General features: G+C 59.7%; 18 protein-coding genes. 10 read left to right on the top strand and 8 right to left on the bottom strand.

All coding sequences use genetic code 11. The features are described from left to right. The first annotated feature begins 46 nt into the window (after positions 1–46). The 3 genes from KW848_RS00210 to KW848_RS00200 all read left to right on the top strand — a co-directional run bounded on the left by KW848_RS00210 (position 47) and on the right by KW848_RS00200 (position 6,851). Positions 47–1,633 (top strand): arylsulfatase, encoded by a 1,587-nt coding sequence (locus KW848_RS00210; RefSeq protein ID WP_218534638.1) that lies wholly within the window; start codon positions 47–49, stop codon positions 1,631–1,633. Between the two features lie 200 nt (positions 1,634–1,833). Beyond that, a complete protein-coding gene (locus KW848_RS00205; RefSeq protein WP_218534637.1) occupies positions 1,834–4,347 on the top strand; it encodes a fused MFS/spermidine synthase in 2,514 nt (837 codons plus the stop codon). A 152-nt stretch (positions 4,348–4,499) separates the two neighbouring features. Further along, positions 4,500–6,851, top strand: a complete 2,352-nt coding sequence (locus KW848_RS00200; RefSeq protein WP_218534636.1) for a tetratricopeptide repeat protein — start codon at positions 4,500–4,502, stop codon at positions 6,849–6,851. A gap of 83 nt (positions 6,852–6,934) precedes the next feature. Here KW848_RS00200 and KW848_RS00195 read toward each other — a convergent pair whose 3' ends face one another. The 3 genes from KW848_RS00195 to KW848_RS00185 all read right to left on the bottom strand — a co-directional run bounded on the left by KW848_RS00195 (position 6,935) and on the right by KW848_RS00185 (position 10,130). Continuing rightward, positions 6,935–7,903, bottom strand: coding sequence for a hypothetical protein (locus tag KW848_RS00195; protein ID WP_218534635.1), 969 nt, complete (start codon positions 7,901–7,903; stop codon positions 6,935–6,937). Positions 7,904–7,980: 77 nt separating this feature from the next. Beyond that, positions 7,981–8,460 (bottom strand): DUF934 domain-containing protein, encoded by a 480-nt coding sequence (locus KW848_RS00190; protein ID WP_218534634.1) that lies wholly within the window; start codon positions 8,458–8,460, stop codon positions 7,981–7,983. Then, on the bottom strand, positions 8,457–10,130 hold the full coding sequence (locus KW848_RS00185) for a nitrite/sulfite reductase (protein WP_218534633.1): 1,674 nt from the start codon (positions 10,128–10,130) through the stop codon (positions 8,457–8,459). Before KW848_RS00185 ends, KW848_RS00190 begins: the two co-directional genes overlap by 4 nt. Before the next feature lie 459 nt (positions 10,131–10,589). Between KW848_RS00185 and ccoN the strand changes: the two genes are divergently transcribed. Together ccoN and KW848_RS00175 are read left to right on the top strand one after the other, a co-directional pair. Next, positions 10,590–12,017, top strand: a complete 1,428-nt coding sequence (ccoN, locus tag KW848_RS00180) for a cytochrome-c oxidase, cbb3-type subunit I (RefSeq protein WP_192409442.1) — start codon at positions 10,590–10,592, stop codon at positions 12,015–12,017. Between the two features lie 15 nt (positions 12,018–12,032). Next, a complete protein-coding gene (locus KW848_RS00175) occupies positions 12,033–12,254 on the top strand; it encodes a cbb3-type cytochrome c oxidase subunit 3 (RefSeq protein WP_218534632.1) in 222 nt (73 codons plus the stop codon). A gap of 68 nt (positions 12,255–12,322) precedes the next feature. Here KW848_RS00175 and KW848_RS00170 read toward each other — a convergent pair whose 3' ends face one another. Both KW848_RS00170 and KW848_RS00165 read right to left on the bottom strand, forming a co-directional pair. Next, positions 12,323–12,817, bottom strand: a complete 495-nt coding sequence (locus KW848_RS00170; RefSeq protein ID WP_218534631.1) for a hypothetical protein — start codon at positions 12,815–12,817, stop codon at positions 12,323–12,325. A gap of 69 nt (positions 12,818–12,886) precedes the next feature. Further along, a complete protein-coding gene (locus KW848_RS00165) occupies positions 12,887–13,663 on the bottom strand; it encodes an AraC family transcriptional regulator (protein ID WP_218534630.1) in 777 nt (258 codons plus the stop codon). A 93-nt stretch (positions 13,664–13,756) separates the two neighbouring features. On the opposite strand from KW848_RS00165, the gene KW848_RS00160 reads away from it, so the two are divergent. After that, entirely contained in the window at positions 13,757–14,449 is a 693-nt protein-coding gene (locus tag KW848_RS00160) for an aspartate/glutamate racemase family protein (protein ID WP_218534629.1), read from the top strand. A gap of 1 nt (position 14,450) precedes the next feature. On the opposite strand, the gene KW848_RS00155 is transcribed toward KW848_RS00160, so the two are convergent. The 3 genes from KW848_RS00155 to KW848_RS00145 form a co-directional block, all read right to left on the bottom strand. Next, a complete protein-coding gene (locus tag KW848_RS00155; protein ID WP_218534628.1) occupies positions 14,451–14,972 on the bottom strand; it encodes a GNAT family N-acetyltransferase in 522 nt (173 codons plus the stop codon). 173 nt (positions 14,973–15,145) lie between these two features. Continuing rightward, on the bottom strand, positions 15,146–16,126 hold the full coding sequence (locus KW848_RS00150) for a LysR family transcriptional regulator (protein ID WP_218534627.1): 981 nt from the start codon (positions 16,124–16,126) through the stop codon (positions 15,146–15,148). Positions 16,127–16,213: 87 nt separating this feature from the next. Continuing rightward, the gene (locus KW848_RS00145; RefSeq protein WP_008150813.1) at positions 16,214–16,654 is read right to left on the bottom strand and encodes a carboxymuconolactone decarboxylase family protein; all 441 of its coding nucleotides are present in this window, start codon (positions 16,652–16,654) and stop codon (positions 16,214–16,216) included. Positions 16,655–16,861: 207 nt separating this feature from the next. Between KW848_RS00145 and KW848_RS00140 the strand changes: the two genes are divergently transcribed. From KW848_RS00140 to KW848_RS00125, 4 genes are all read left to right on the top strand, one after another. Next, on the top strand, positions 16,862–18,295 hold the full coding sequence (locus tag KW848_RS00140; RefSeq protein ID WP_218534626.1) for a PLP-dependent aminotransferase family protein: 1,434 nt from the start codon (positions 16,862–16,864) through the stop codon (positions 18,293–18,295). 123 nt (positions 18,296–18,418) lie between these two features. After that, positions 18,419–18,712 carry a putative quinol monooxygenase gene (locus tag KW848_RS00135; RefSeq protein ID WP_150657870.1) on the top strand — a complete coding sequence of 98 codons (294 nt, stop codon included), beginning with the start codon at positions 18,419–18,421 and terminating at the stop codon, positions 18,710–18,712. A 189-nt stretch (positions 18,713–18,901) separates the two neighbouring features. Continuing rightward, complete coding sequence (locus tag KW848_RS00130; RefSeq protein ID WP_218534625.1) at positions 18,902–19,318, top strand: cupin domain-containing protein; 417 nt, start codon at positions 18,902–18,904, stop codon at positions 19,316–19,318. 228 nt (positions 19,319–19,546) lie between these two features. Continuing rightward, positions 19,547–20,257, top strand: coding sequence for an ATPase (locus tag KW848_RS00125; RefSeq protein ID WP_218534624.1), 711 nt, complete (start codon positions 19,547–19,549; stop codon positions 20,255–20,257). Positions 20,258–20,407 lie beyond the last annotated feature (150 nt).

The following is a 20,407-nucleotide window of genomic DNA, read 5'->3' as shown; positions in this document are numbered from 1 at the left end:
CGTTTGTCGCGCTTGAGCGACGCAAGTGAGCAAAGGAGCAAGTCAGATGACTCGCATACGCAAGTGGCTACCGAAATTCGCCCTGGTGGCAGCCTCGGTGATGGCGATTTCGGCAACAGCCGGAGCCGCTGAAAAACCCAACATTCTGGTGATCTTCGGCGATGACATCGGCCAGACCAACATCAGCGCCTATTCCATGGGCGTGGTCGGGTACAAGACGCCGAACATCGACCGGATTGCCAAAGAAGGCATGATGTTCACCGACTATTACGCGGAGAACAGCTGCACAGCAGGGCGTTCGTCATTCATTACCGGGCAGACACCGTTGCGCACCGGTCTGTCGAAAGTCGGTATACCAGGTGCCCCGGTGGGCTTGCAAAAACGCGACATCACCATCGCCCAGGCACTCAAGTCCCAGGGCTACGCCACCGGCCAGTTCGGCAAGAACCACTTGGGCGACCGGGATGAATACCTGCCGACCAATCACGGTTTCGACGAGTTCTTCGGCAACCTGTACCACCTCAACGCCGAAGAAGAACCGGAACGCCCGTACTGGCCAAAGGATGACCCTGAGTTCGTCAAGGCCAACTCCCCCCGTGGCGTGATTCACAGTTTCGCCGACGGCAAGATCGAAGACACCGGCGCCTTGACCGCCAAGCGCATGGAAACCATCGACGACGAAACCACTGCTGCGGCGCAAGCATTTATCGAGAAACAGGCCAAGGCAGACAAGCCGTTCTTCGTCTGGATGAACACCACCCGCATGCACTTGTTCACTCACGTGCGCGATTCGATGAAGGGCCAGAGCGGCATGCCCGGCAACGAGTATGCGGACGGAATGCTCGAGCATGACGGTGACGTCGGCAAACTGCTGAAAACCCTCGACGACCTGAAAATCGCCGACAACACCATCGTCGTCTACTCCACCGATAACGGCCCGAACCAGTTCTCCTGGCCGGACGCGGCGACCACGCCATTCCGTAACGAGAAGAACTCCAACTGGGAAGGTGCCTATCGGGTACCGGCGATTGTTCGCTGGCCGGGCAAGATCAAGGCCGGTGAAGTGTCCAATGAAATGTTCTCGGGCATGGACTGGTTCCCGACCCTGCTGGCTGCCGCTGGCGATGCCGGGGTGAAAGACAAACTCCTGAAAGGTTGGGCCCCGACTTCGGGCGGCACCAGTTTCAAGGTGCACCTGGACGGCTACAACCAACTGCCCTACCTGACGGGCCAACAACCTAAAGGCGAACGCAAGGAGTTCTACTACTTCAACGACGACGGTGTACTGGTGTCCATGCGTTTCGATAACTGGAAAGCAGTGTTCTGCGAACAACGCGCACCGGGCGGGTTCAAGGTGTGGAGCGAGCCGTTCGTATGCTTGCGGGTACCGAAAATCTTCAATCTGCGGATGGATCCGTATGAGCGGGCCGACATCGTTTCCGATCAGTATTACGATTGGCAAACCAAGAACGTCTATCTGGCCTCTGTAGCCGTCGGCAAGTCGGCGCAGTTCCTGCAAACGTTTATCGAGTATCCGCCAAGCCAGAAACCGGCCAGCTTCAGCATTGACCAGATCCGCGCAGCCGTGGATGCAAAAATTGCGGAAAAAATGAAGAACCAGCCTGCACAGTAAGACCACTTGACCGCCGCTCGCCTTCACCGGCGAGCGGCCCTGTTTTTTGGCTTGAGACCGCGTCGTCCCCCTTCGCGAGCAAGCCCGCTCCCACAGTGGATCTGCAGTGCGGCACAAATCCACTGTGGGAGCGGGCTTGCTCGCGAAGGGGCCACCACGGTCGCCGTATTTTTTTTTGAATTGGAACAAGGCAATTCGCAATGTCCTCACGTGTCGCCAGCAAGTCGTCGGCCCTACCCGCCACTCGGATCAAATCTCCGGCGTTGCTTGTTCCCGCCCTGCTGCTGTTCGTCTCCGGTGCCGCAGCGCTGGTGTATCAGGTGCTGTGGATCAAGCAGCTGTCGCTGGTGGTCGGGGTCGAGGTGTACGCCATTACCACCGGGATCAGCGCCTTTTTTGCCGGGTTGGCGTTAGGCGGTTTACTGTTCGGCCAATGGGCCGATCGCTTGCAAAAGCCGGTGCTGCTCTATGCCGGGCTGGAAGTGCTGGTGGCCGTACTCGGTGTCGGTGCGACCTTCGCCATGAGCGTCTCGGCCAGCCCGTTTGCCTGGCTGGAACAAAAAGTCGGTCTGCTGGCCTGGGTGTTGCCGTTTGCACTGGTGGGCATTCCGGCGCTGCTGATGGGTGGCACCCTGCCGGTGCTGGTTCGTTCGTTGGCAGCAAACCCGCAACAGCTGGGCAAGGCCGGCGGGCAGCTCTATGCGGCGAACACCGCCGGGGCCATCGCCGGCACCCTGCTCACGGCGTTTGTGTTGATTGCGACCTTCGGTGTACGCGGCAGCGCCTTGGTGGCAGCAATGCTGAACCTGCTGGCCGCCGTCGGTGCCTTGTGGTTCCAGCGCCACCGCTCGTTGCCGAGCGAGGCACCAGTCAAGCACCACGCCGACAAGGCGCTCGACCGAATCGCCCTGTGGCTTTATTCAATCGCCGGTGGCGTGGCCCTGGGTTACGAAGTGGTCTGGTCGCAATCCATCGTGCAGTTCATGAGCACTCGTACCTACGCCTTTGCAGTGGTGCTGGCGACGTACCTCACCGGGCTGTTTCTGGGCAGCATCCTGCTGGCCCGTCGGGTTAACCGCATTCGTGATCCCTGGGGTGTGTTCGGCTTGTTGATTGCCGGTGCCGGGCTCGTCGCGTTGCTGGAAATCGCCTTGCTCGGACGCTGGCTGGTGGTCGCCCAAAGCCTGGCTGAAACCTGGGTCTTGTCGTTGGGTGCGAGTGACCTGCTGGGCATGACCGCGCGGTTTTCGGTGGCGGCAATGAGCATCGTGTTTGTACCGACCCTGCTGCTCGGCGCCGCATTTCCGCTGGCCCTGCGTTTGAGCGTCGGCCGCGAGCGGGTCGGTCAGGCGGTCGGCGCGGTGGTGGCGTTCAATACGCTGGGCGGGATTGTCGGAGTGATGCTCTGCGGGTTTGTGCTGATCCCGTTGCTGGGGCTGGTCCGAACCCTGGGCCTGCTGGCGATTGTCGCTGCCGGAATTGGTTACTTCGCGGTGCGCAAGGGTCATGGGGTCAAGAAAGGCCGGCGTCAGGCGGTGGTCGCTCTCGGCCTGTTGTCGATTGCGCTGGCCGTTTTTACGCCAGTGAACAAACTCGCCAGCCTGCTTCCCGGCGCTCGCAACGCGACGTTGGCATTCTACGAGGAAGGACGTGGTGGAACCGTCGCCGTGGTCACTCAGGGCAAAGGACAAAAAGCGTTCCAGCGCTTGTACATCCAGGGCGTTTCCAACACTGGCGACGCCATGCCGTCCCTGCGCTACATGCGTATCCAGGCGCTGCTGCCGCTGCTGATCCACAACGGCGAACCGCGCTCGGCGCTGGTGATCGGTTTTGGCACTGGCATCACCGCTGGCGCCCTGACGCGCTATCCGGGGCTGGAGCACCGTGTCGTGGCCGAGTTGCTGCCGTCAGTAGTCAAAGCCGCGCCGTTGTTCAAAGGCAACTTCAATGCGGCCGCTGACCCCGGCGTTGACATCCGCCTGCAGGATGGCCGGCAGGAACTGCTGCGCAACCCGCAGCGCTACGACTTGATCACCCTCGAACCACCACCGCCCTCCGCTGCTGGCGTGGTGAATCTGTATTCCCGGGACTTCTATCAGTTGGCCGCCAGTCGCCTGGAGAAACAAGGCCTGGTCGCTCAGTGGTTGCCGCTGCCCACCCAGAACATCGACGACTCGCGCTCACTGGTGCGCAGCTTTCTCGACGTATTCCCCAACGCAACCCTGTGGACCAGCGAGTTCCACGAAATGCTGCTAGTGGGCTCGATGGAACCAATCGAACTGGACGCGGCGAAAATCAGCCAACGCTTCCAACAGGACACCGTGCGCAGCACCTTACAGGACGTGGGCATTGGCTCCGCTGCAGCGTTGCTCTCGACCTGGGTCACCGATCGTGCAGGCCTGGAGCGTTTCGCCGCCGACGCCCCACCGGTGACCGACGATCAGCCGCGTATCGAATATGCACCATGGGTGCGTGACAAGGAGATCAGCCGAGTACTGCCGGCCCTGCTGAACCTGCGTATAGCGCCACCGCTGGTGAATGCCGATGCGGGTTTCAACGAGCGCATGAACGCACACCAGCAACGCCTGATGCAGTTCTATCGGGCGAGTCTGCATGCGTATGACGGCGACCGCGACGCGTGGGCCAGGGATATTCGCGAGGTGATGCACGGGGATGGGGGGAATCCGTATTTCCGGTGGTTTGTCGGGGAGTGATGCAGCGCCTGAGAGGCCTCTTCGGCCTTCATGACCTGGACACTGCTCAGCACTTCACAACCATCATTTGACAGACGCCGGCCATCCGGCAAAGCTGCATCGAGCTTGAACCCGCGCCTGACGGCAAACGCACCCGGACTATGGAAGTCGCAATGCCGAAACATAAAAATAAAGCGGTACAGCCAAATCCTGATTCACCACCGGCCTTGATTAACCGTTACCTGTTTCCCGTCACCATTGCCGTTTTGCTATTGGCCATAGCGGGCATCGGCTGGTTTCTGTTCAGCAGCAAACCGGCCCCCGTGAGCTATGCACCTGTCAGCACTCCGGTCGCTCAGCCGGCCAAACCGCAACCGGTCGCCGTGGCGCCGGCAACGATGGTCGATGAGCAACAATGCCAAGGCTGCCACAGCGAGCAGGTCGAGGACTGGCAAGGCTCTCATCACCAATTGGCGATGCAGGAAGCCAACGCCGAAACGATGCTCGGCGACTTCAATAACGTCACCTTCAAAGCGGAAAACGAAACCACCCGTTTCTCGCGCAAGGACGACGGGTTCTGGGTCAACACCCCCGGCATTGATGGCAAGAATGCCGACTTCAAGGTCGCCTACACCTTCGGCATCGCACCGTTGCAGCAATACCTGATCGAGGTCGGCGAAGGTCGGTTGCAAGCCCTCGGCGTGGCCTGGGATACCGAAAAGCACCGCTGGTTTCACCTCTATCCGGGCCAGGGCGTGAACTTCAAGGACCCATTGCACTGGAGCAAGCCGAGCCAGAACGCCAACTTCATGTGCGTCGAGTGCCACACCACCGGTTACCAGCGCAATTTCGATGCCGCTAAAAACACCTTCGACAGTCACTGGAACAGCCTCGGTGTCGGCTGTCAGGCTTGCCACGGCCCAGCCTCCAATCACCTGGAATGGACGGCAGAAAAAGGTGACCTGGTCCATGCCGGTTTTGCCGTCGACCTGAAGGACAAGAACGCCACCGTCGAAATCGAAACCTGTGCCCGCTGCCACTCGCGCCGCGCGCCACTGGGCGACGGCTTCACCGCTGGCAAACGCTTGATGGATGACTACCTGCCGAGCCCCCTGACCCGCGAGTTGTATGCACTGGACGGCAAAATCAAGGACGAAGTGTTCGAACACGGCTCCTTCGCCCAGAGCAAAATGTTCGACAAGGGCGTGCGCTGCAGCAACTGTCACAACCCGCACAGCACCGAGCTCAAGGCACCGGGCAACGGTGTCTGCCTGCAATGCCATAACCCCGCCGGCAAGACTTCGGTGGACGGCGTTGACGGCAAAGGGCTGCAAGCGAAGAACTACGATTCCATCGAACACACGCGCCACACCATGGGTCAACCAGGTTCGCAGTGCGTGGATTGCCACATGCCCGGCAAGTTCTACATGGGAAATGATTTCAGGCATGACCACAGTTTCAGCATTCCCAACCCTGAGCGGGCGAAAAAACTCGGCACGCCGGACGCTTGCCTGGCCTGTCACCAGGGCAAGGCGGGCGACAAGGTCACCGAGCAATTCAAGCTCTGGAATACCACCACCGCGCAGGCACCGCGTTACGACGAAAGCCTGTGGCTGATTCGCAATGGTCAGCCCGGCGCGGCACAAGCCTTGTACGAGCAGCTTCAGCGCAGCCATTTGCCAGCGATTCAGCGCGCAACCCTGCTCGCCGAGTTGCCGCTGTACCCCAGCGAACAGGCGTTGAAACTGGCCACCCAGGACTTGAACCACCCGGCCCCGCAAGTGCGTGAAAGCGCCGTCCGGGCGATCAGCGCGTTTCTGTCGCCACCGGAGCGCGCGCCGCTGCTGACGCCATTGCTGGCCGACCCGGTGAAAGCTGTGCGGATAGCCGCAGCCCGGGACCTGCTGAGCGTGGCCCGGAATGGCTTGGGCAGCGCCCAGGACAACTGGAATGCAGCCATCGCCGAGTACGAGGCGGTCCAGAAGAACCTGGCCGAACGCGCTGAAGCCAATCTCAACCTGGCCATGCTCTATCAAGCCAGCGGTCGTAGCGGTGAAGTCGAAGCGCTGCTGCGCACCGCCCTCAAGCGCGATCCGGATTTCTACCCGGCGCTAGTGACGCTGGTGCAATGGCTGGAGGCGAACGGACGCAATCAGGACGCTCAGACGCTGTTGGCACAGAGCCTGAAAGAACACCCGGATGCCGCCCTGCTGCAACACACTCAAGGCCTGTCGCTAGTGCGCGCGGGCAAATCCGCCCAGGCCATGCCGGCCCTGCGCAAGGCCGCGCAACTGGAACCTCAGAACGCTCAGTACGGTTACGTGTTAGCGGTGGCGTTGCATGACAGCGGCAAGGTCGATGAAGCCTGCCAAGAGCTGGAGCGGCTGCTGAAAGTGCAACCGGCCAATCGCAATGCCCGGTTGTCATTGATCCAGTACTACCTGGATAACGGGCAGGAACCCAAGGCGCAGGTGCTGTTGCAGGGCTGGAAGAAAATGAACAGGGGGGATCCGGCGCTGAAGTAAGCCTTGCGCCAGGTCTGTAGCAGCTGCGTGTGGCGAGGGGATTTATCCCCTCGCCACACGCAGCTGCTATATCGACGGTGGAATCACCAGGACGAACCGCTTTTGAGCGCCAACTCCCGCCGACTATTCGCCCGCATCGCCTTGATCAATGACACCGTGCCCACCAGCAATATCGCTGCGCCGAACAGGAAGTCGATGTTGTATAACTGAAAGTCCTGCAACGGCCCCACCAGAAACAACCGGATCGCCCCGATACTCACCAGCGTGGCGAGAAAATCGATGCCGGGCTCGTCGCGATAAAACACGTGCATCAGCGGCAGGCAAATGACCAGCAGCAACAGCAAGACAATCACCTTGAACGAGCCTTTGCGCTCGACGCTGAACGCGCATTCGTTGGCGGCGTATGGCTTGTAATCCTCGTCGCGCACCAGCGAGTTTTTCTCATTGATGTACTCGACCCGGTTGTACTTTTGAATGGGCGTAAAGGTGTTCGACATCTCCATCACCGTGGTGATGTGGCGAAAGCGCAGGTCGATGCGCTCATTGCCCTTGAGGTAATACAGCACCGGTTTATAGCCATAACGGTAGGTGTCGAAGGGAAACTCGGTGGCGCGCCCCTGCACGCCAATCGGGCGTGACTCGAGCTCCGCGTAGGCGCTTTTGTTGTCTGAGGCGAGGTTACGGCTCAGGGGTTTGATCCTGACCTGTTCGAGGAAAATCGGCGTGGCGCCGTAGGACCATTGCAGCGGTTCCAGGCGCAAGCGCAGCTCGTTACGGCCCAGGTCGTAGCGGTTGAAGGTGCGCTCGGAAACAATCACCGCGCCGCTGAGCATGAACTCGCCACGCAGGTTGTTGGTGATGCGCAGGGTCAGCTGATCCTTGCCCAGCGACAGCGCATCGGCGGCCGGTGGCGTGCCGCACCAGGCGTAACTGTCGAACGCGCCACCCAACTGCCCGCCGCGGTTTTCCTGAAACACATAAAAGTAACCGCCCCACAGGGTCAACATCAGCAGTAACGCGGTTAACCCTAAAATCTTCTTGCCCACACTCAAACCAGACTCCTTTCGGTACGACTTCCTTATGAGATGCGGACTCTACCAAAGTGACATCATCGACCCAAGCGAAACCCTCAACGTCGCCTGAACAACGGTCGCGGCTCAATCACCGAACGCCCATACAGCACACTCATCCCAGCCAGCCCTTTAAGCGCATCTTCGGCGGACTTGTCCTCACGCACCGCGAAGCTGTCGAACCCGCATTGACGCATGTGGCTGAGTTGATCGCGCAGTACGTCGCCGACCGCGCGTAACTCGCCCGTCCAGCCCAATCGAGTGCGCAGCAAGTACGCCTGGCTGTAGCCGCGACCATCACGGAAACTCGGAAAATCCAGGGCAATCAGCGGCAGGTGTGAAAACCACGGTTTGAGGCATTCCACCTCATCGTCCGGCCCCAACCACACGCCCTTTTGCGGTGGCCCTTCAAGCCAGCGGGCCAACGGCAGAATCACTGCACCCGCCGGCCATTCATCGTTGACATTCCTGACCAGGGTCCAGGGATCATCAGCGACAATCCGTGCCACACCCTCCTCCAGCCGCAGCAAATTGTTCATGCCGACACCTCCAGCAGCTTCGGATAGACCTGCTCTTTGAACGGTTCCAGACCGATGCGCTGCAAGGTGTCGACGAACACTTCCTCGCTCTCGCGGTAATTGACGAACGTGGCGATGATTTGCTCGATCACCTCGGGCACTTCGGCGGCGCTAAAAGACGGGCCGATGACTTTGCCCAATGCGCTGTTCTTGCCCTGAGCACCGCCGAGGGTGATCTGGTACCACTCGCTGCCGTTCTTATCGACCCCCAGAATGCCTATGTTGCCGATGTGGTGGTGACCGCAGGCGTTCATGCAGCCGGAGATGTTCAGGCTGATGTCGCCCAGATCATGCAGATAGTCGAGGTCTTCGAAGCGTGCCTGAATGGCTTGCGCGATGGGGATCGACTTGGCATTGGCCAGCGCGCAGAAGTCGCCGCCGGGGCAGGCGATGATGTCGGTCAGCAAGCCGATATTGGCGCAGCCCAGGCCCTGTTCGCAGGCCAGGCACCAGAGCGAGTAGAGATCAGCCTTGGGCACGTCGGGCAACACAATGTTCTGTTCATGGGCGATGCGAATTTCGCCAAAACCGAACTGCTCGGACCAACGGGCAACCGCCTCCATTTGCTCGGCCGTGACATCACCCGGCGGCGAGGCAATACCCGGTTTGGTCGACAGCACCACGCTGGCATAGCCCGGCACTTTGTGCGGCTGGACATTGCGCGATACCCAACGGGCGAAGGCCGGGTTTTCGCAAAGGCGTGTGCCGAAATCAAGGTCGGTGTCCGCCAGCGCGCGGTAATCCGGCGGCACAAAGGCACTGGCCACGCGCTCATACTCGACATCGGTCAACTGCGCCGGGCCGTCCTTGAGGTACTGCCACTCCTCTTCCACTTCCCGGGCGAAGGCTTCGATGCCCAGCGCCTTGACCAGAATCTTGATCCGCGCCTTGTACTTGTTGTCGCGCCGACCGTGGCGGTTGTAGACCCGCAGCACCGCCTCGACGTAGGACAGCAGGTGCTGCCACGGCAACCCTTCGCGAATCTGTAAACCAAGGATCGGCGTGCGCCCCAACCCGCCGCCGACGATGACCCGCAGCAACCTCTGTCCGTCGGGTCCCGGGTAAAGATAGAGGCCGATGTCATGCATCATGATCGCCGCCCGGTCCTGCTCCGCCGAGCAGATAGCGATCTTGAACTTGCGCGGCAGGAACAGGAATTCCGGGTTGATGGTCGACCACTGCCGGAGGATTTCCGCCAGCGGTCGCGGGTCGATCATTTCATCCGCAGCCACCCCGGCAAAGGCTTCGGTGGTGATGTTGCGCACGCAGTTGCCGGAGGTCTGGATCGCGTGCATTTCCACTTGCGCCAGGCGTTCGAGGATGTCCGGCACCTGGGCCAGTTCGATCCAGTTGAACTGCATGTTCTGTCGCGTGGTGAAGTGGCCGTAGCCACGGTCGTAATCCCGGGCGATGCTCGCCAGCGTGCGCATTTGCGGCGCGCTTAACGTGCCGTAAGGAATCGCCACGCGCAGCATGTAGGCGTGTTTTTGCATGTACAGACCGTTTTGCAAACGCAGCGGCAGGAATTCTTCTTCGCTCAACTCCTGCGCCATGAAGCGTTCGACCTGATCGCGAAACTGCGCGACCCGCTCAAAGACCAGGGCCCGGTCATAGTCATCGTACTGATACATGTGGCTACCTCATCAGGATTGATCGGGCTCTGCACAACCCCTGTGGGAGCGACCTGTGGCGAGGGGATTTATCCCCGTTGGGTCGCGAAGCGGCCCCGCGTCCGTCCAGACAGATCCTTTTGTCCGGATTGACGACTGCTTCGCAGCCGAACGGGGCGGTGCGACGTTTCGCTAAATCCCCTCACCACAGGTCGCTCCCACAGCGATTTGGGTGAGTTAGAAGCTCTATGGCCCGTTTTCTTGAGGCGACTATGGACCTGCGGCGCAATGCGTTACAGATTCAGCTGAACGCTAAAAAGCCGTATCAGGTTGTGGCAGATGGCCGCAGGGTTACCTTAAATCTGATCCGCATAAATGATGTTTTCCTGAGCCTGTTTTGTTTTTCGCAAGGTTTCTACAGTGCACGACATGCCAGTCCGGGTGGCCTGGCAAGACTTTGCAACCGTGGAAGCATTGACCATGAGCACAGCAACAATCGGACAGGCCTATAACTACAAGGTCGTCCGCCAATTCGTCGTGGCAACCGTGGTATGGGGTGTCGTGGGGATGGCGATGGGGGTGTGGATCGCCTCGCAACTGGTGTGGCCGCAGATGAACCTCGACCTGCCATGGACCACTTTCGGCCGCTTGCGCCCGTTGCACACCAGCCTGGTGATTTTCGGCTTTGCCGGCAGCGCGCAATTCGCCGCCAGTTACTACGCGGTACAGCGTACCTGCCAGGTGCGGCTGTTTTCGGACAAGCTCGCGGCATTCACTTTCTGGGGCTGGCAATCGGTGATTGTGGTGATGCTGATCACCCTACCGCTGGGCTACACCACCACCAAGGAATACGCCGAGATCGAGTTCTCCGGCGCGGTGTGGATGACCGTGGTCTGGGTCGCGTATGCCATCGTGTTTTTCACCACCGTGGTGCAGCGCAAGACCAAGCACATCTACGTCGGCAATTGGTTCTTCGGCGCGTTTATCGTGGTGATCGCCATGTTGCACGTGGTCAATCACCTGGCGATTCCGGTGGACTGGTTCAAGTCCTATCCGGTGTATTCCGGGGCGACCGACGCCATGGTGCAGTGGTGGTACGGGCACAACGCGGTGGGCTTCTTCCTGACCACCGGGTTCCTGGGGATGATGTATTACTTCGTGCCGAAACAGGTTGGGCGGCCGGTGTATTCCTATCGCTTGTCGATCGTGCACTTCTGGGCGCTGATCACCCTGTACATCTGGGCCGGCCCGCATCACTTGCACTACACCGCGCTGCCGGACTGGGCGCAGTCGCTCGGCATGGCGATGTCGTTGATCCTGCTGGCGCCGAGTTGGGGCGGGATGATCAACGGCATGATGACGCTCTCGGGGGCCTGGCATAAGTTGCGCACCGACCCGATCCTGCGCTTTTTGGTGTTGTCCCTGGCCTTCTACGGCATGTCGACCTTCGAAGGGCCGATGATGGCGATCAAGACGGTCAACGCCCTCTCCCACTACACCGACTGGACCATCGGCCACGTTCACGCCGGCGCTCTGGGTTGGGTGGCAATGATCACATTCGGCTCGCTGTACCACATGATCCCGAAAATCTTCGGTCGCACGCAGATGCACAGCATCGGGCTGATCAACGCGCACTTCTGGCTCGCCACCATCGGAACCGTGCTGTACATCGCCTCGATGTGGGTCAACGGCATCACCCAGGGCTTGATGTGGCGTGCGATCAACGATGACGGCACGCTGACCTACTCCTTCGTCGAAGCCTTGCAGGCCAGCCATCCGGGGTTCGTGGTGCGCTTCGTCGGCGGTGTGTTCTTCCTCAGCGGCATGTTGCTGATGGCTTACAACGTCTGGCGCACGGTGCGGGTTTCGGACATCGAAATGGCCCACCGCGAAGCGCAGATTGCCTGAGGCGAGGGGCTTGAGATGATTGAGGTCGTGCTGAATGTGTTGGGGGTCGTGGGGCTTTGGCTGGCGGTTGAATACTGCCTGAAATACCAGACGACAGAGAGTCTGGAGGAAGCCAGTTTGATTCCGTTTGCCGATGACCCGGAGGTGGCACGGCGGGTGGAGTTGGCGACGGGGAAAACCGTGAAGGCGGTTGCGCCGGAAGAAGCAAAACCGGGCTGGGACAACCTGGAATTCTGACGCCACGCCGATCAATGTGGGAGCGGCGCATCGCCGCTCCCACAGGGGTATGTGTCAGGTCAGAGGACTCAGCCACGCTCGCGGGGAATCAGGCTCTGCAACTGCTGCGCCAGAAAATTCGCATCGAATGCAAAGGTATCCGGGTCTTTCAAGCCATTGGTCTTGCGCCATTGCCAGCTGCTGGACGGTGGCAGGCATACCAACGAAATGCTGCCGTACCGCGCCGCTGTCAGGCCCATCACGGCCAGTGAAATCTGACCGCCGGCACCCATCACATCGGGCACAAACTCCACCGGCTTACCGGCGATCACAATGGACAGCTTCTCGGTCTTGAAGGTCGACGTTTCGACCGGAACGCTCGGTCCCGAGGCGACATAGGCCTCGCGGCTCACCTCCAGCAGATTCGGCGCCTGGACCGGTGCCAGCCATTGCTGGATCTGATTGAACAGTTCACCAATGCGCGTCGCCCACACGGCCGATTGCGACTCGAACAGTTGCTTCTTGTGCGCTTCGCTTTCTGCGTAATGGCGAAGCATCTCACCCAGTTGCTGTACGTCGTCCATTGTGGTGTTCCTTTGTTGAAGCGGTGCTGCGGACGTTGAGCATGGCAGATGCGCGTTGCCGGCGTACGACTAAAAGCGTGAACGGTATTGGCTGGGGGTCATGGCCAGGTATTTGCGAAAGGCACTGCCCATGTGGGACTGATGGGCAAAGCCGGCGTCCAGGGCGATGTCGGCCAGGGACAGGTCGGTATGTTCAATCATCCAGCGTGCCGCCTGAAGCCGCACTTCAACGAGGTAAGCGTGGGGTGTCAGGCCGATGGCCCGGGTGAAGTCGCGCAGAAAGCGCAGCTCGTTTTGCCCGTAGGTGGCGGCCAATTGTTCAAGGGTCAGGGGCTCGTGGAACTGCTCGGCGATCAGGTCCAGCACTCGGGTGAAATCCCTGGGCGTGACGCGTTGCGCGGTATCGACCTTTGGACTCACCAAACCAACGAACTCCACCGCCCTTTGCTCAAGCGCCAGCCTGTCCGGTTGCGGAGCGAGCAACAGACGCCGCAGCTCCCGGCCCAGCACCAGCGCGCGGCGATTGCCTGAAGACTGCACACGGTGGTCAACCGAGGGTAAATGCTGATCGGCCAACGGCTCGTCCAGTCGCATCAGCAGGTATTCGCCACCGCTGGCCGATTCGGAAAACACTTCCACGCCGATCGGGGTGTAAGCCAGCACGCCAGGCAAGGTGTCGAAATCCACCCGGTGATCCGAATCGATGGCGTGCACACCTTGTTGACGTTCCAGTGTTACCCCAAGGGTTTGCCACTGCACAGGGTCACGTGCGCTGTAAGCAGCACGGGGCAAAAGCTGCAGGAAAAGTCTGCCACCCAGCAGATACTGGCTCAGCGCCGCTGGCATGTGAAATTTCCTGATAGATCGCGATGAAGAGCCATGGGTACTCTCAAATAAGGGCATGCTCGAACAAAGGGTTGCCATCACCAGGAGCACAACATGCGCACCATCGGCCTTATCGGCGGCATGAGCTGGGAGTCCAGCGCCGAGTATTACCGTCTTATCAACCAACAGGTGCGCGACCGACTCGGGCCGTTGCGTTCGGCGAAATTGTTAATGTACAGCGTCGACTTTGGCCCTGTCGAACAGGCCCAGCATGCGGGGCGCTGGGACGATGCCGCGGCGATTCTAGTGGATGCGGCGCAACGGTTGCAGGCGGGTGGCGCCGATTGCGTGGTGCTGTGCACCAACACCATGCACAAAGTGGCCGGGCAGATTCAGGCAGCGATCAGTATTCCGTTCCTGCACATCGCCGACCCGGCGGGTCAGGCTGCCGTCGAGGCTGGTGCGCTGAAGGTCGGATTGCTCGGCACAGCGTTCACCATGGAGCAGGACTTCCTCAAGGAACGCCTGACCTCGATGGGGCTGACCGTGCTGGTGCCGGAGGTCGATGAACGTCAGGCCGTCCACCGGATCATCTATGACGAGTTGTGCGTCGGGGTGATCAGCGAGCCGTCACGCAAGGTCTATCAGCAGATCATCAAATCACTGACCCGACGTGGCGCCCAGGCAATCATCCTCGGTTGCACCGAAATCGGCCTGCTGATCAAACCCGAGCACAGCGCCCTGCCCTTGCTCGACACCACCGAACTGCATGCACAGGCAGCGGTGGCGTTCGCGTTGGGCGAGTGATTCAACCGGCCTTGGGCGTGCGACGCAGCCGCGCCATGCTCAAGGCATCCACCAGCACGCCGTCACGCACGGCGTAGTCGCGAAACAGCCCTTCGGTGTCGAAGCCGAACTTGCGATACAGCCCGATGGCGGCTTCGTTGTCGGCGTACACCGAAAGCTCGAGCCGTTGTAGGTTCATCCAGTTGTCGGCGATGTCCAACGCCGCCGCCAACAGCTTCGAGCCGACGCCCTTGCCCTGCCAGGCTGTCGCTACGCCCATGCCGAGATTGCCGGCATGGCTGCGGCGGATCCGTGAAAACTGCTCCAGGCCAATATTGCCGATGACCGCCCCTTGATGCAGCGCCACCAGCTGCACCACACGTTCATTGTCCGGCGCCAGGCGTTTGCGCCAGACCTCGGTGGACTGAAACGGCATTTGCAGCACCTGACGGGCAATGGCCGGGTCGTTGTAGAGCGCGGTAATGCCGTCGATGTGGGATTCGTTGAAACGTTCGAGGGTGATGACAGCGTCAGTGGCGGGCATGGGTGATTCATCCTTGAGACAGACATGGCCGCCCACTCTATACCGCAATCTTCCAGTGTGGCGAGAACCATGTGGGAGCGGGCTTGCTCGCGAATGGGGGCTGGCAGTCAACATCATCGTTGAATGTGAAATCGCTTTCGCGAGCAAGCCCGCTCCCACATTTTGGACGGCGGTCAGCCTTCGAACCACTCTCGGCGCTCTTCGAAGGTGTTCTGGATCAGCTCAACCATCATCTGCACCTGCGCTGAACCCTCGGACTCGGCATTGACCGCCATCCACACCTGGCGCTGCATCGATTGACTGAACAGTCCCGGCAACTCAATAAGGCCGCGATCGAAGCGGCTGATGTATCCGGGCAACAGGCCAATGCAGGCGCTGCAACGGATCATTTCCAGCATCAACGCATAGGAATGCAACTGCACCACCCCGGCCAGGCGCTGATCCACGAGGGTATTCCACGGCCGGAAACAGTCGACCTGACGGTCATGCTGCCATTGCACCAACAGGAAATCCGTCAAGTCGTCGAGGCTGTCTGGCCGCGACGCCACCCGTGAATACCGTTTGGCGATGTGAGGCAGGTAGTCAAGCCGTGCCAGACGCCGGGGCTCGCTGACCGCAAAACTCGGGCCGGGCAGCGGTGATTCGGTGCCGGCCAGCCACAGCACCACATCGGCGCTGACCGCTTGCAGGGACAGTTCACTGTCCAGGGTGATGATGTCCAGGCGCACGCTGGCGTTGCGCCGCAACAAGGCAACCAGATCGCGACCGAGAATGTCATGCAGGATCGATTCGGCGACGGCCAGGCGAATCAACGGCTGTTCGATCACCGGCAAGTCGCGCTCGTGGGCCAAAGCAATCAACTGCGATTGCAGCTGCAATCCGTCACGACTGAGGGCAACGCCATTCTCTGAGTGGCTGAACAGCGAACACTGCAGTTGCGATTCAAGCTGCGCCAGTTGTTTACGCAGTTGGGTCGCCTTGATATTGAGACTGCGGGCCGCCTGCATGAAACAGCCGCAACGGGCACTGACCCGAAAAGACTGCGCCAGTACCGGATCGATCTCTGCCGCCAGTGCGCGCCAGGATGAGGTTTTTTCTACGGGCAAGCGGTACTCGGCAACTCGCTGACGCGCTGTGGTTTCCATGAATCGCATCGCTGACTCCCTGTCGATCTGTCCTTGATAGCCTCATCCTGCGCAGGGTTTATGAACCTGACGTGACACTCGGAGCGGAAAATCGATTCAGCCTCCAGGGGTTTGCCGAAAACTTACCGCCAGGCGATTCCAGCTGTTGATCGTGGTAACGGCGATGGTCAGGTCGACCATCTCGCCCTCGTTGAACTGCTCCCGGGCCTGCGTGTAAACGTCGTCCGGCACATGGCTTTCAGAGAGCAACGTGACGGCTTCGGTCCAGGCCAGCGCCGCGCGTTCTCGTGCATTGAAGAAGCCGCTGTCGCGCCAGACTACGATCGAATACAACCGACGGTCAGTCTCGCCGAGTCGCCGGGCATCCACCGAGTGCATGTCAGTGCAGAAAGCGCAGCCATTGAGTTGTGAGGCACGGATCTTGATCAAGTGCAGCAAGGCCGGCTCGATGCTGAGGTTGCTGGTCAACGCCTCCATGGCAATCATCGCTTTCATCGCCTTGGGCGATGCGCTGTAGTAATCCAGGCGGGCGTTCATGGCGTGACCTCGTGGATCGAATGTGTGCCCCTCAAGGTAGGCGCTGATACGCCGACGTTACAGATCCAATTCTGCGAAATACCCGTGGACCACTCAGGCACCAGACCAATCGGAGGTTTTTCGCCCACGCAACTTTTGCGCAGGCGTTCATGCGGGTAATCTGGCCCGACGCACACGCGCCTCAATCGCCCCAGGAGCTTCGCCGGTATGGAACTTCACGTTGTCATCAACGGCCGCAAGGACCTGGCAGGCCAGTTGTACAACCAACTGCGCAGCGCCATCGAATCCGGTCGTCTGGCAGCCGGGACGCAGCTGCCGCCCAGCCGTTTGCTGGCTGAACAACTGGGCATTTCGCGCAAGACCATTTCCGACACCTACACGCAACTGACCTACGAAAACTTCCTCACCGGGGTCATCGGCAAAGGCACCTACGTCAACGCCCGACCGGCGAAAATTACCCGTAAACAGAGCCATTCGGAGTTGGCCAGTGCCGAGGTCATCGAATCCTGGCGCAACCTGCCGGTGTTTCTGCGCCATCCGACGCTGGAAGGCTCGTTGCGTTACGACTTCATCGGCGGCGCCACCAGCAAGGGCCAGTTCCCCCAGGATGACTGGCGGCGCTGCACCGCTCACGCCTTGCGCCAGATCGCTGCGTCCAAGGGCTTCTACAGTTTGCCCGAAGGCCTGCCGGCGTTACGCAATGCGATTGCCCGGCACATCGCGTTTTCCCGCGGGGTCAATTGCCAGGACGAAGACGTGGTGGTGTGCAATGGTGCGCAACAGGCGCTGGACCTGATCTCCCGGGTGCTTACGCGTCCCGGCAGCATCGTCACCATGGAAGACCCCGGTTACCCGCCCGCACGCCTGTTGTTCGGTACCCACGGCGCCACGGTGATCGGCGTCCCGGTGGATGCCGAAGGCATTCAAGTGGACAAAATCCCCCCTGGCACCCGCCTGATCTACGTCACGCCGTCGCACCAGTTTCCGCTCGGCATGCCGATGAGCCAGGCGCGCCGGGTGGCGCTGCTGGAGCGGGCCCATGAGTTGGGCGCGATCATCATCGAGGACGATTACGACAGCGAATTCCGCTACGAAGGCCGGCCCACCGATTCGCTGCAAAGCATGGACGAACGCGGCATCGTCGCTTACGTCGGGACCTTTTCGAAAACCCTGCTACCGGAGCTGCGCCTGGGTTATGCAATCCTGCCGCCAGCGATTCTCGAAGCGGTCATTCGCGCCAAGCAGCTCACCGACCTGCACACGTCCACCCTGCCCCAATGGGCGCTGGCCAAGTTCATCGCCGAAGGTTGTCTGCTCAAGCATATCCGGCGCTGCCATACGATCTATGCCGGGCGCCGTGAGCGGATCCTCGAGCGCATGACCGGCGATCTGTCACCGTGGCTCGAGGCGGTTCCGACCACTGCAGGGTTCCACATGGTGGTTATGTGCAAAGTGTCTATCGATATTCCATTGGTGATCGAGCTGGCAAAAAAGGTCGAGGTCGGGGTGTATCCCATCGACAGTTTTTTCTATCAGCAAGCGCCGCAGTCCGGGCTTTTCCTCGGTTTTGGCGCCATCGAAACCCTGGACATCGACATCGCCCTGGACCGCCTGCGGGACATTTTGCAGCAGGTTGCCTGACGAATTGGTCTGCGTTTTTATCCCGTGATTGGCTATTGGTGGTCCGGGAATGCAGGCCTATCCTGCATAAGCGTTATCCCTCAATGAGCAGGATTCGTCCGGCCTGATTCAGGAGTGTGAGCAATGTCCAACGAAGTGATCAATACCGTTAAGGTGCAGGCCGCCGCCGGCCGCTCGGACGAACTGGGTAAGCAACTGCAAAAAATCGTCGACACCCTGCGCGAATTACCGGGCTGCGATTCCTATATGGTCGACCGCTGCCCCGAGGACGACAACCGCTGGACGGTCAGTGCCCGCTGGCAATCGGAAGCGGCCATGCAAATGCATTTCAACTGCCCTGAAGTACAAGGCTTTATCAGCCTGATCGACAGCCGCCTGGCCAACAGCGTCGACTTCAACAGCTTTCCTATCGTTTAACAATTAGGTCGCCGCCTTCGGCTACTCCTACAGGGCTATGGGTACCTCTGTAGAAGTAGCTGGAGGCGGCGATCTTGTTTGTTCAACGCGCAGGATTGGTCCCCTCGCCTTCACGAAAATTGGCTGTTTGATTGGCCTTGACCGAGACTTACTGTGGTCCCTGACACTAACCACAGCAGGTGATAACCCATGAACGCCTTACGCTACTGTGCTGCGCCCCTCGCCGCCCTGGCCCTGACCTTTTGCGCCGCGACATACGCTCACGAAGCCGCCCCTTCGGAAAAGGTCACCGTGTTGCAGGACCAGATGTTGAAAAACGCACCGGGCAAAAAAGCGCTGATGATCGAAGTCGATTACAAACCCGGCCAATCCTCCATCGCCCACAAGCACGAAGGCACGGCCATGGCTTACGTCATTTCGGGAGAAATAATTTCCCAGGTCAAAGGCGAAAAGGCGATCACTTACAAGGCCGGTGAATACTGGTACGAGCCAGCCGGCTCGGAGCATTTGGTCTCGAAAAATGCCAGTGCCACCAAACCCGCCAAACTGTTGGTGTTTATGGTGTTAGCGCCCGACGAAAAAGTATTGATCCCTTTGGAAAACTGATAGCTGTTGCGCCAGCCATAAATAAACGGGCTCGAATTAAGCATTCGGGCCTTTTAATTTCCCGACGCAATTAACCGAGACCTTTTAAACCAAACAAAACTATAGTTTTCCTGATAAGTGCAGTGATGGTCTATTTCATTCAGTGTCGACAGGTTTAGTCTGGAATCTGCGCCGACTGTGTCCGGCCTATTAACGTTCCGACTCAAGTTGTTTCACGGGAGAAACACCATGAAACTTGCACTTGTCAGCACCTTGACGATAACGATTCTTTTAACGGGTTGTTCAATACCCACTGCACCGAAAGCTGTTTCTTCGCTCGACGGCATTTTCACCGGACCGGTCGGCCGCAGCAGCGCCACGCATGTCACCCATGGCAGCAACGTGTCCCTGGGCATCGTGTACAGCCGCAACACGCAGACCAACCGCGCCTACCTTCAGGATTACCAGGCCAACGCCGGCACCGGTTTTGGCCAGAGCCTGCTGGTGCAGTCGATTCACGATGCCTACGTCGCCACCTCCAAACCGGACCTGGCGGTGGACTGGGTCAAAGCATCCTTGCAACGTCAGTTTGGCTCGGTCACGGTGTACCCGGACATGCAAAGTCTCAGGGCCGCTAAACCGGACGTGGTCGCCATCGTCGACACGCGCAGTCAATTGATGACTTCGCGCAGTTCGGACATCAGCGCAAATGTCAGCGCAGCGTTCTACGATTCCAACTTCAACTACATCGGCACTGCGCAGGGTCATGACGCTAAAGAACTGAGTCCGTTATGGGCGGACTATAAACGCAGCGAAGAGATCGTTGCCGATATAAACGAACAACAGAATGTGCAAGTCAGGGCTTTGCAAAAGTTTGACCAGTCGCTCAGTAATTTATTGACCAGGCCGACAGATAAAGTGTCGATGATCGATAATAAAATAGGCAAAAAGTTGTATTGAGGTTGATGGCCCCTTCGCGAGCAAGCCCGCTCCCACATTAGTTCTGTGTACGACGCAAAACCAATGTGGGAGCGGGCTTGCTCGCGAAAGGGCCCGACCAGACAGCGCAAGCTTTCAGGCAAAAAAAAGCCCCGTCTTTCTCAAGACGGG

Source organism: Pseudomonas sp. PDM25 (assembly GCF_019219045.1).
In the GTDB taxonomy this organism is placed as follows: Bacteria; Pseudomonadota; Gammaproteobacteria; order Pseudomonadales; family Pseudomonadaceae; genus Aquipseudomonas.
Note: the sequence above shows the minus strand (reverse complement) of the source record. Positions and strands in the feature narration are given on the sequence as shown.

What these genes read in the sequence shown, in the direction of transcription:
- KW848_RS00210 (WP_218534638.1), top strand. Translation starts at nt 47, where the DNA reads ATGACTCGCATACGCAAGTGGCTACCGAAATTCGCCCTGGTGGCAGCC.
- KW848_RS00205 (WP_218534637.1), top strand. Translation starts at nt 1,834, where the DNA reads ATGTCCTCACGTGTCGCCAGCAAGTCGTCGGCCCTACCCGCCACTCGG.
- KW848_RS00200 (WP_218534636.1), top strand. Translation starts at nt 4,500, where the DNA reads ATGCCGAAACATAAAAATAAAGCGGTACAGCCAAATCCTGATTCACCA.
- KW848_RS00190 (WP_218534634.1), bottom strand. Translation starts at nt 8,460, where the DNA reads ATGAACAATTTGCTGCGGCTGGAGGAGGGTGTGGCACGGATTGTCGCT.
- KW848_RS00185 (WP_218534633.1), bottom strand. Translation starts at nt 10,130, where the DNA reads ATGTATCAGTACGATGACTATGACCGGGCCCTGGTCTTTGAGCGGGTC.
- ccoN (WP_192409442.1), top strand. Translation starts at nt 10,590, where the DNA reads ATGAGCACAGCAACAATCGGACAGGCCTATAACTACAAGGTCGTCCGC.
- KW848_RS00175 (WP_218534632.1), top strand. Translation starts at nt 12,033, where the DNA reads ATGATTGAGGTCGTGCTGAATGTGTTGGGGGTCGTGGGGCTTTGGCTG.
- KW848_RS00170 (WP_218534631.1), bottom strand. Translation starts at nt 12,817, where the DNA reads ATGGACGACGTACAGCAACTGGGTGAGATGCTTCGCCATTACGCAGAA.
- KW848_RS00165 (WP_218534630.1), bottom strand. Translation starts at nt 13,663, where the DNA reads ATGCCAGCGGCGCTGAGCCAGTATCTGCTGGGTGGCAGACTTTTCCTG.
- KW848_RS00160 (WP_218534629.1), top strand. Translation starts at nt 13,757, where the DNA reads ATGCGCACCATCGGCCTTATCGGCGGCATGAGCTGGGAGTCCAGCGCC.
- KW848_RS00155 (WP_218534628.1), bottom strand. Translation starts at nt 14,972, where the DNA reads ATGCCCGCCACTGACGCTGTCATCACCCTCGAACGTTTCAACGAATCC.
- KW848_RS00150 (WP_218534627.1), bottom strand. Translation starts at nt 16,126, where the DNA reads ATGCGATTCATGGAAACCACAGCGCGTCAGCGAGTTGCCGAGTACCGC.
- KW848_RS00145 (WP_008150813.1), bottom strand. Translation starts at nt 16,654, where the DNA reads ATGAACGCCCGCCTGGATTACTACAGCGCATCGCCCAAGGCGATGAAA.
- KW848_RS00140 (WP_218534626.1), top strand. Translation starts at nt 16,862, where the DNA reads ATGGAACTTCACGTTGTCATCAACGGCCGCAAGGACCTGGCAGGCCAG.
- KW848_RS00135 (WP_150657870.1), top strand. Translation starts at nt 18,419, where the DNA reads ATGTCCAACGAAGTGATCAATACCGTTAAGGTGCAGGCCGCCGCCGGC.
- KW848_RS00130 (WP_218534625.1), top strand. Translation starts at nt 18,902, where the DNA reads ATGAACGCCTTACGCTACTGTGCTGCGCCCCTCGCCGCCCTGGCCCTG.
- KW848_RS00125 (WP_218534624.1), top strand. Translation starts at nt 19,547, where the DNA reads ATGAAACTTGCACTTGTCAGCACCTTGACGATAACGATTCTTTTAACG.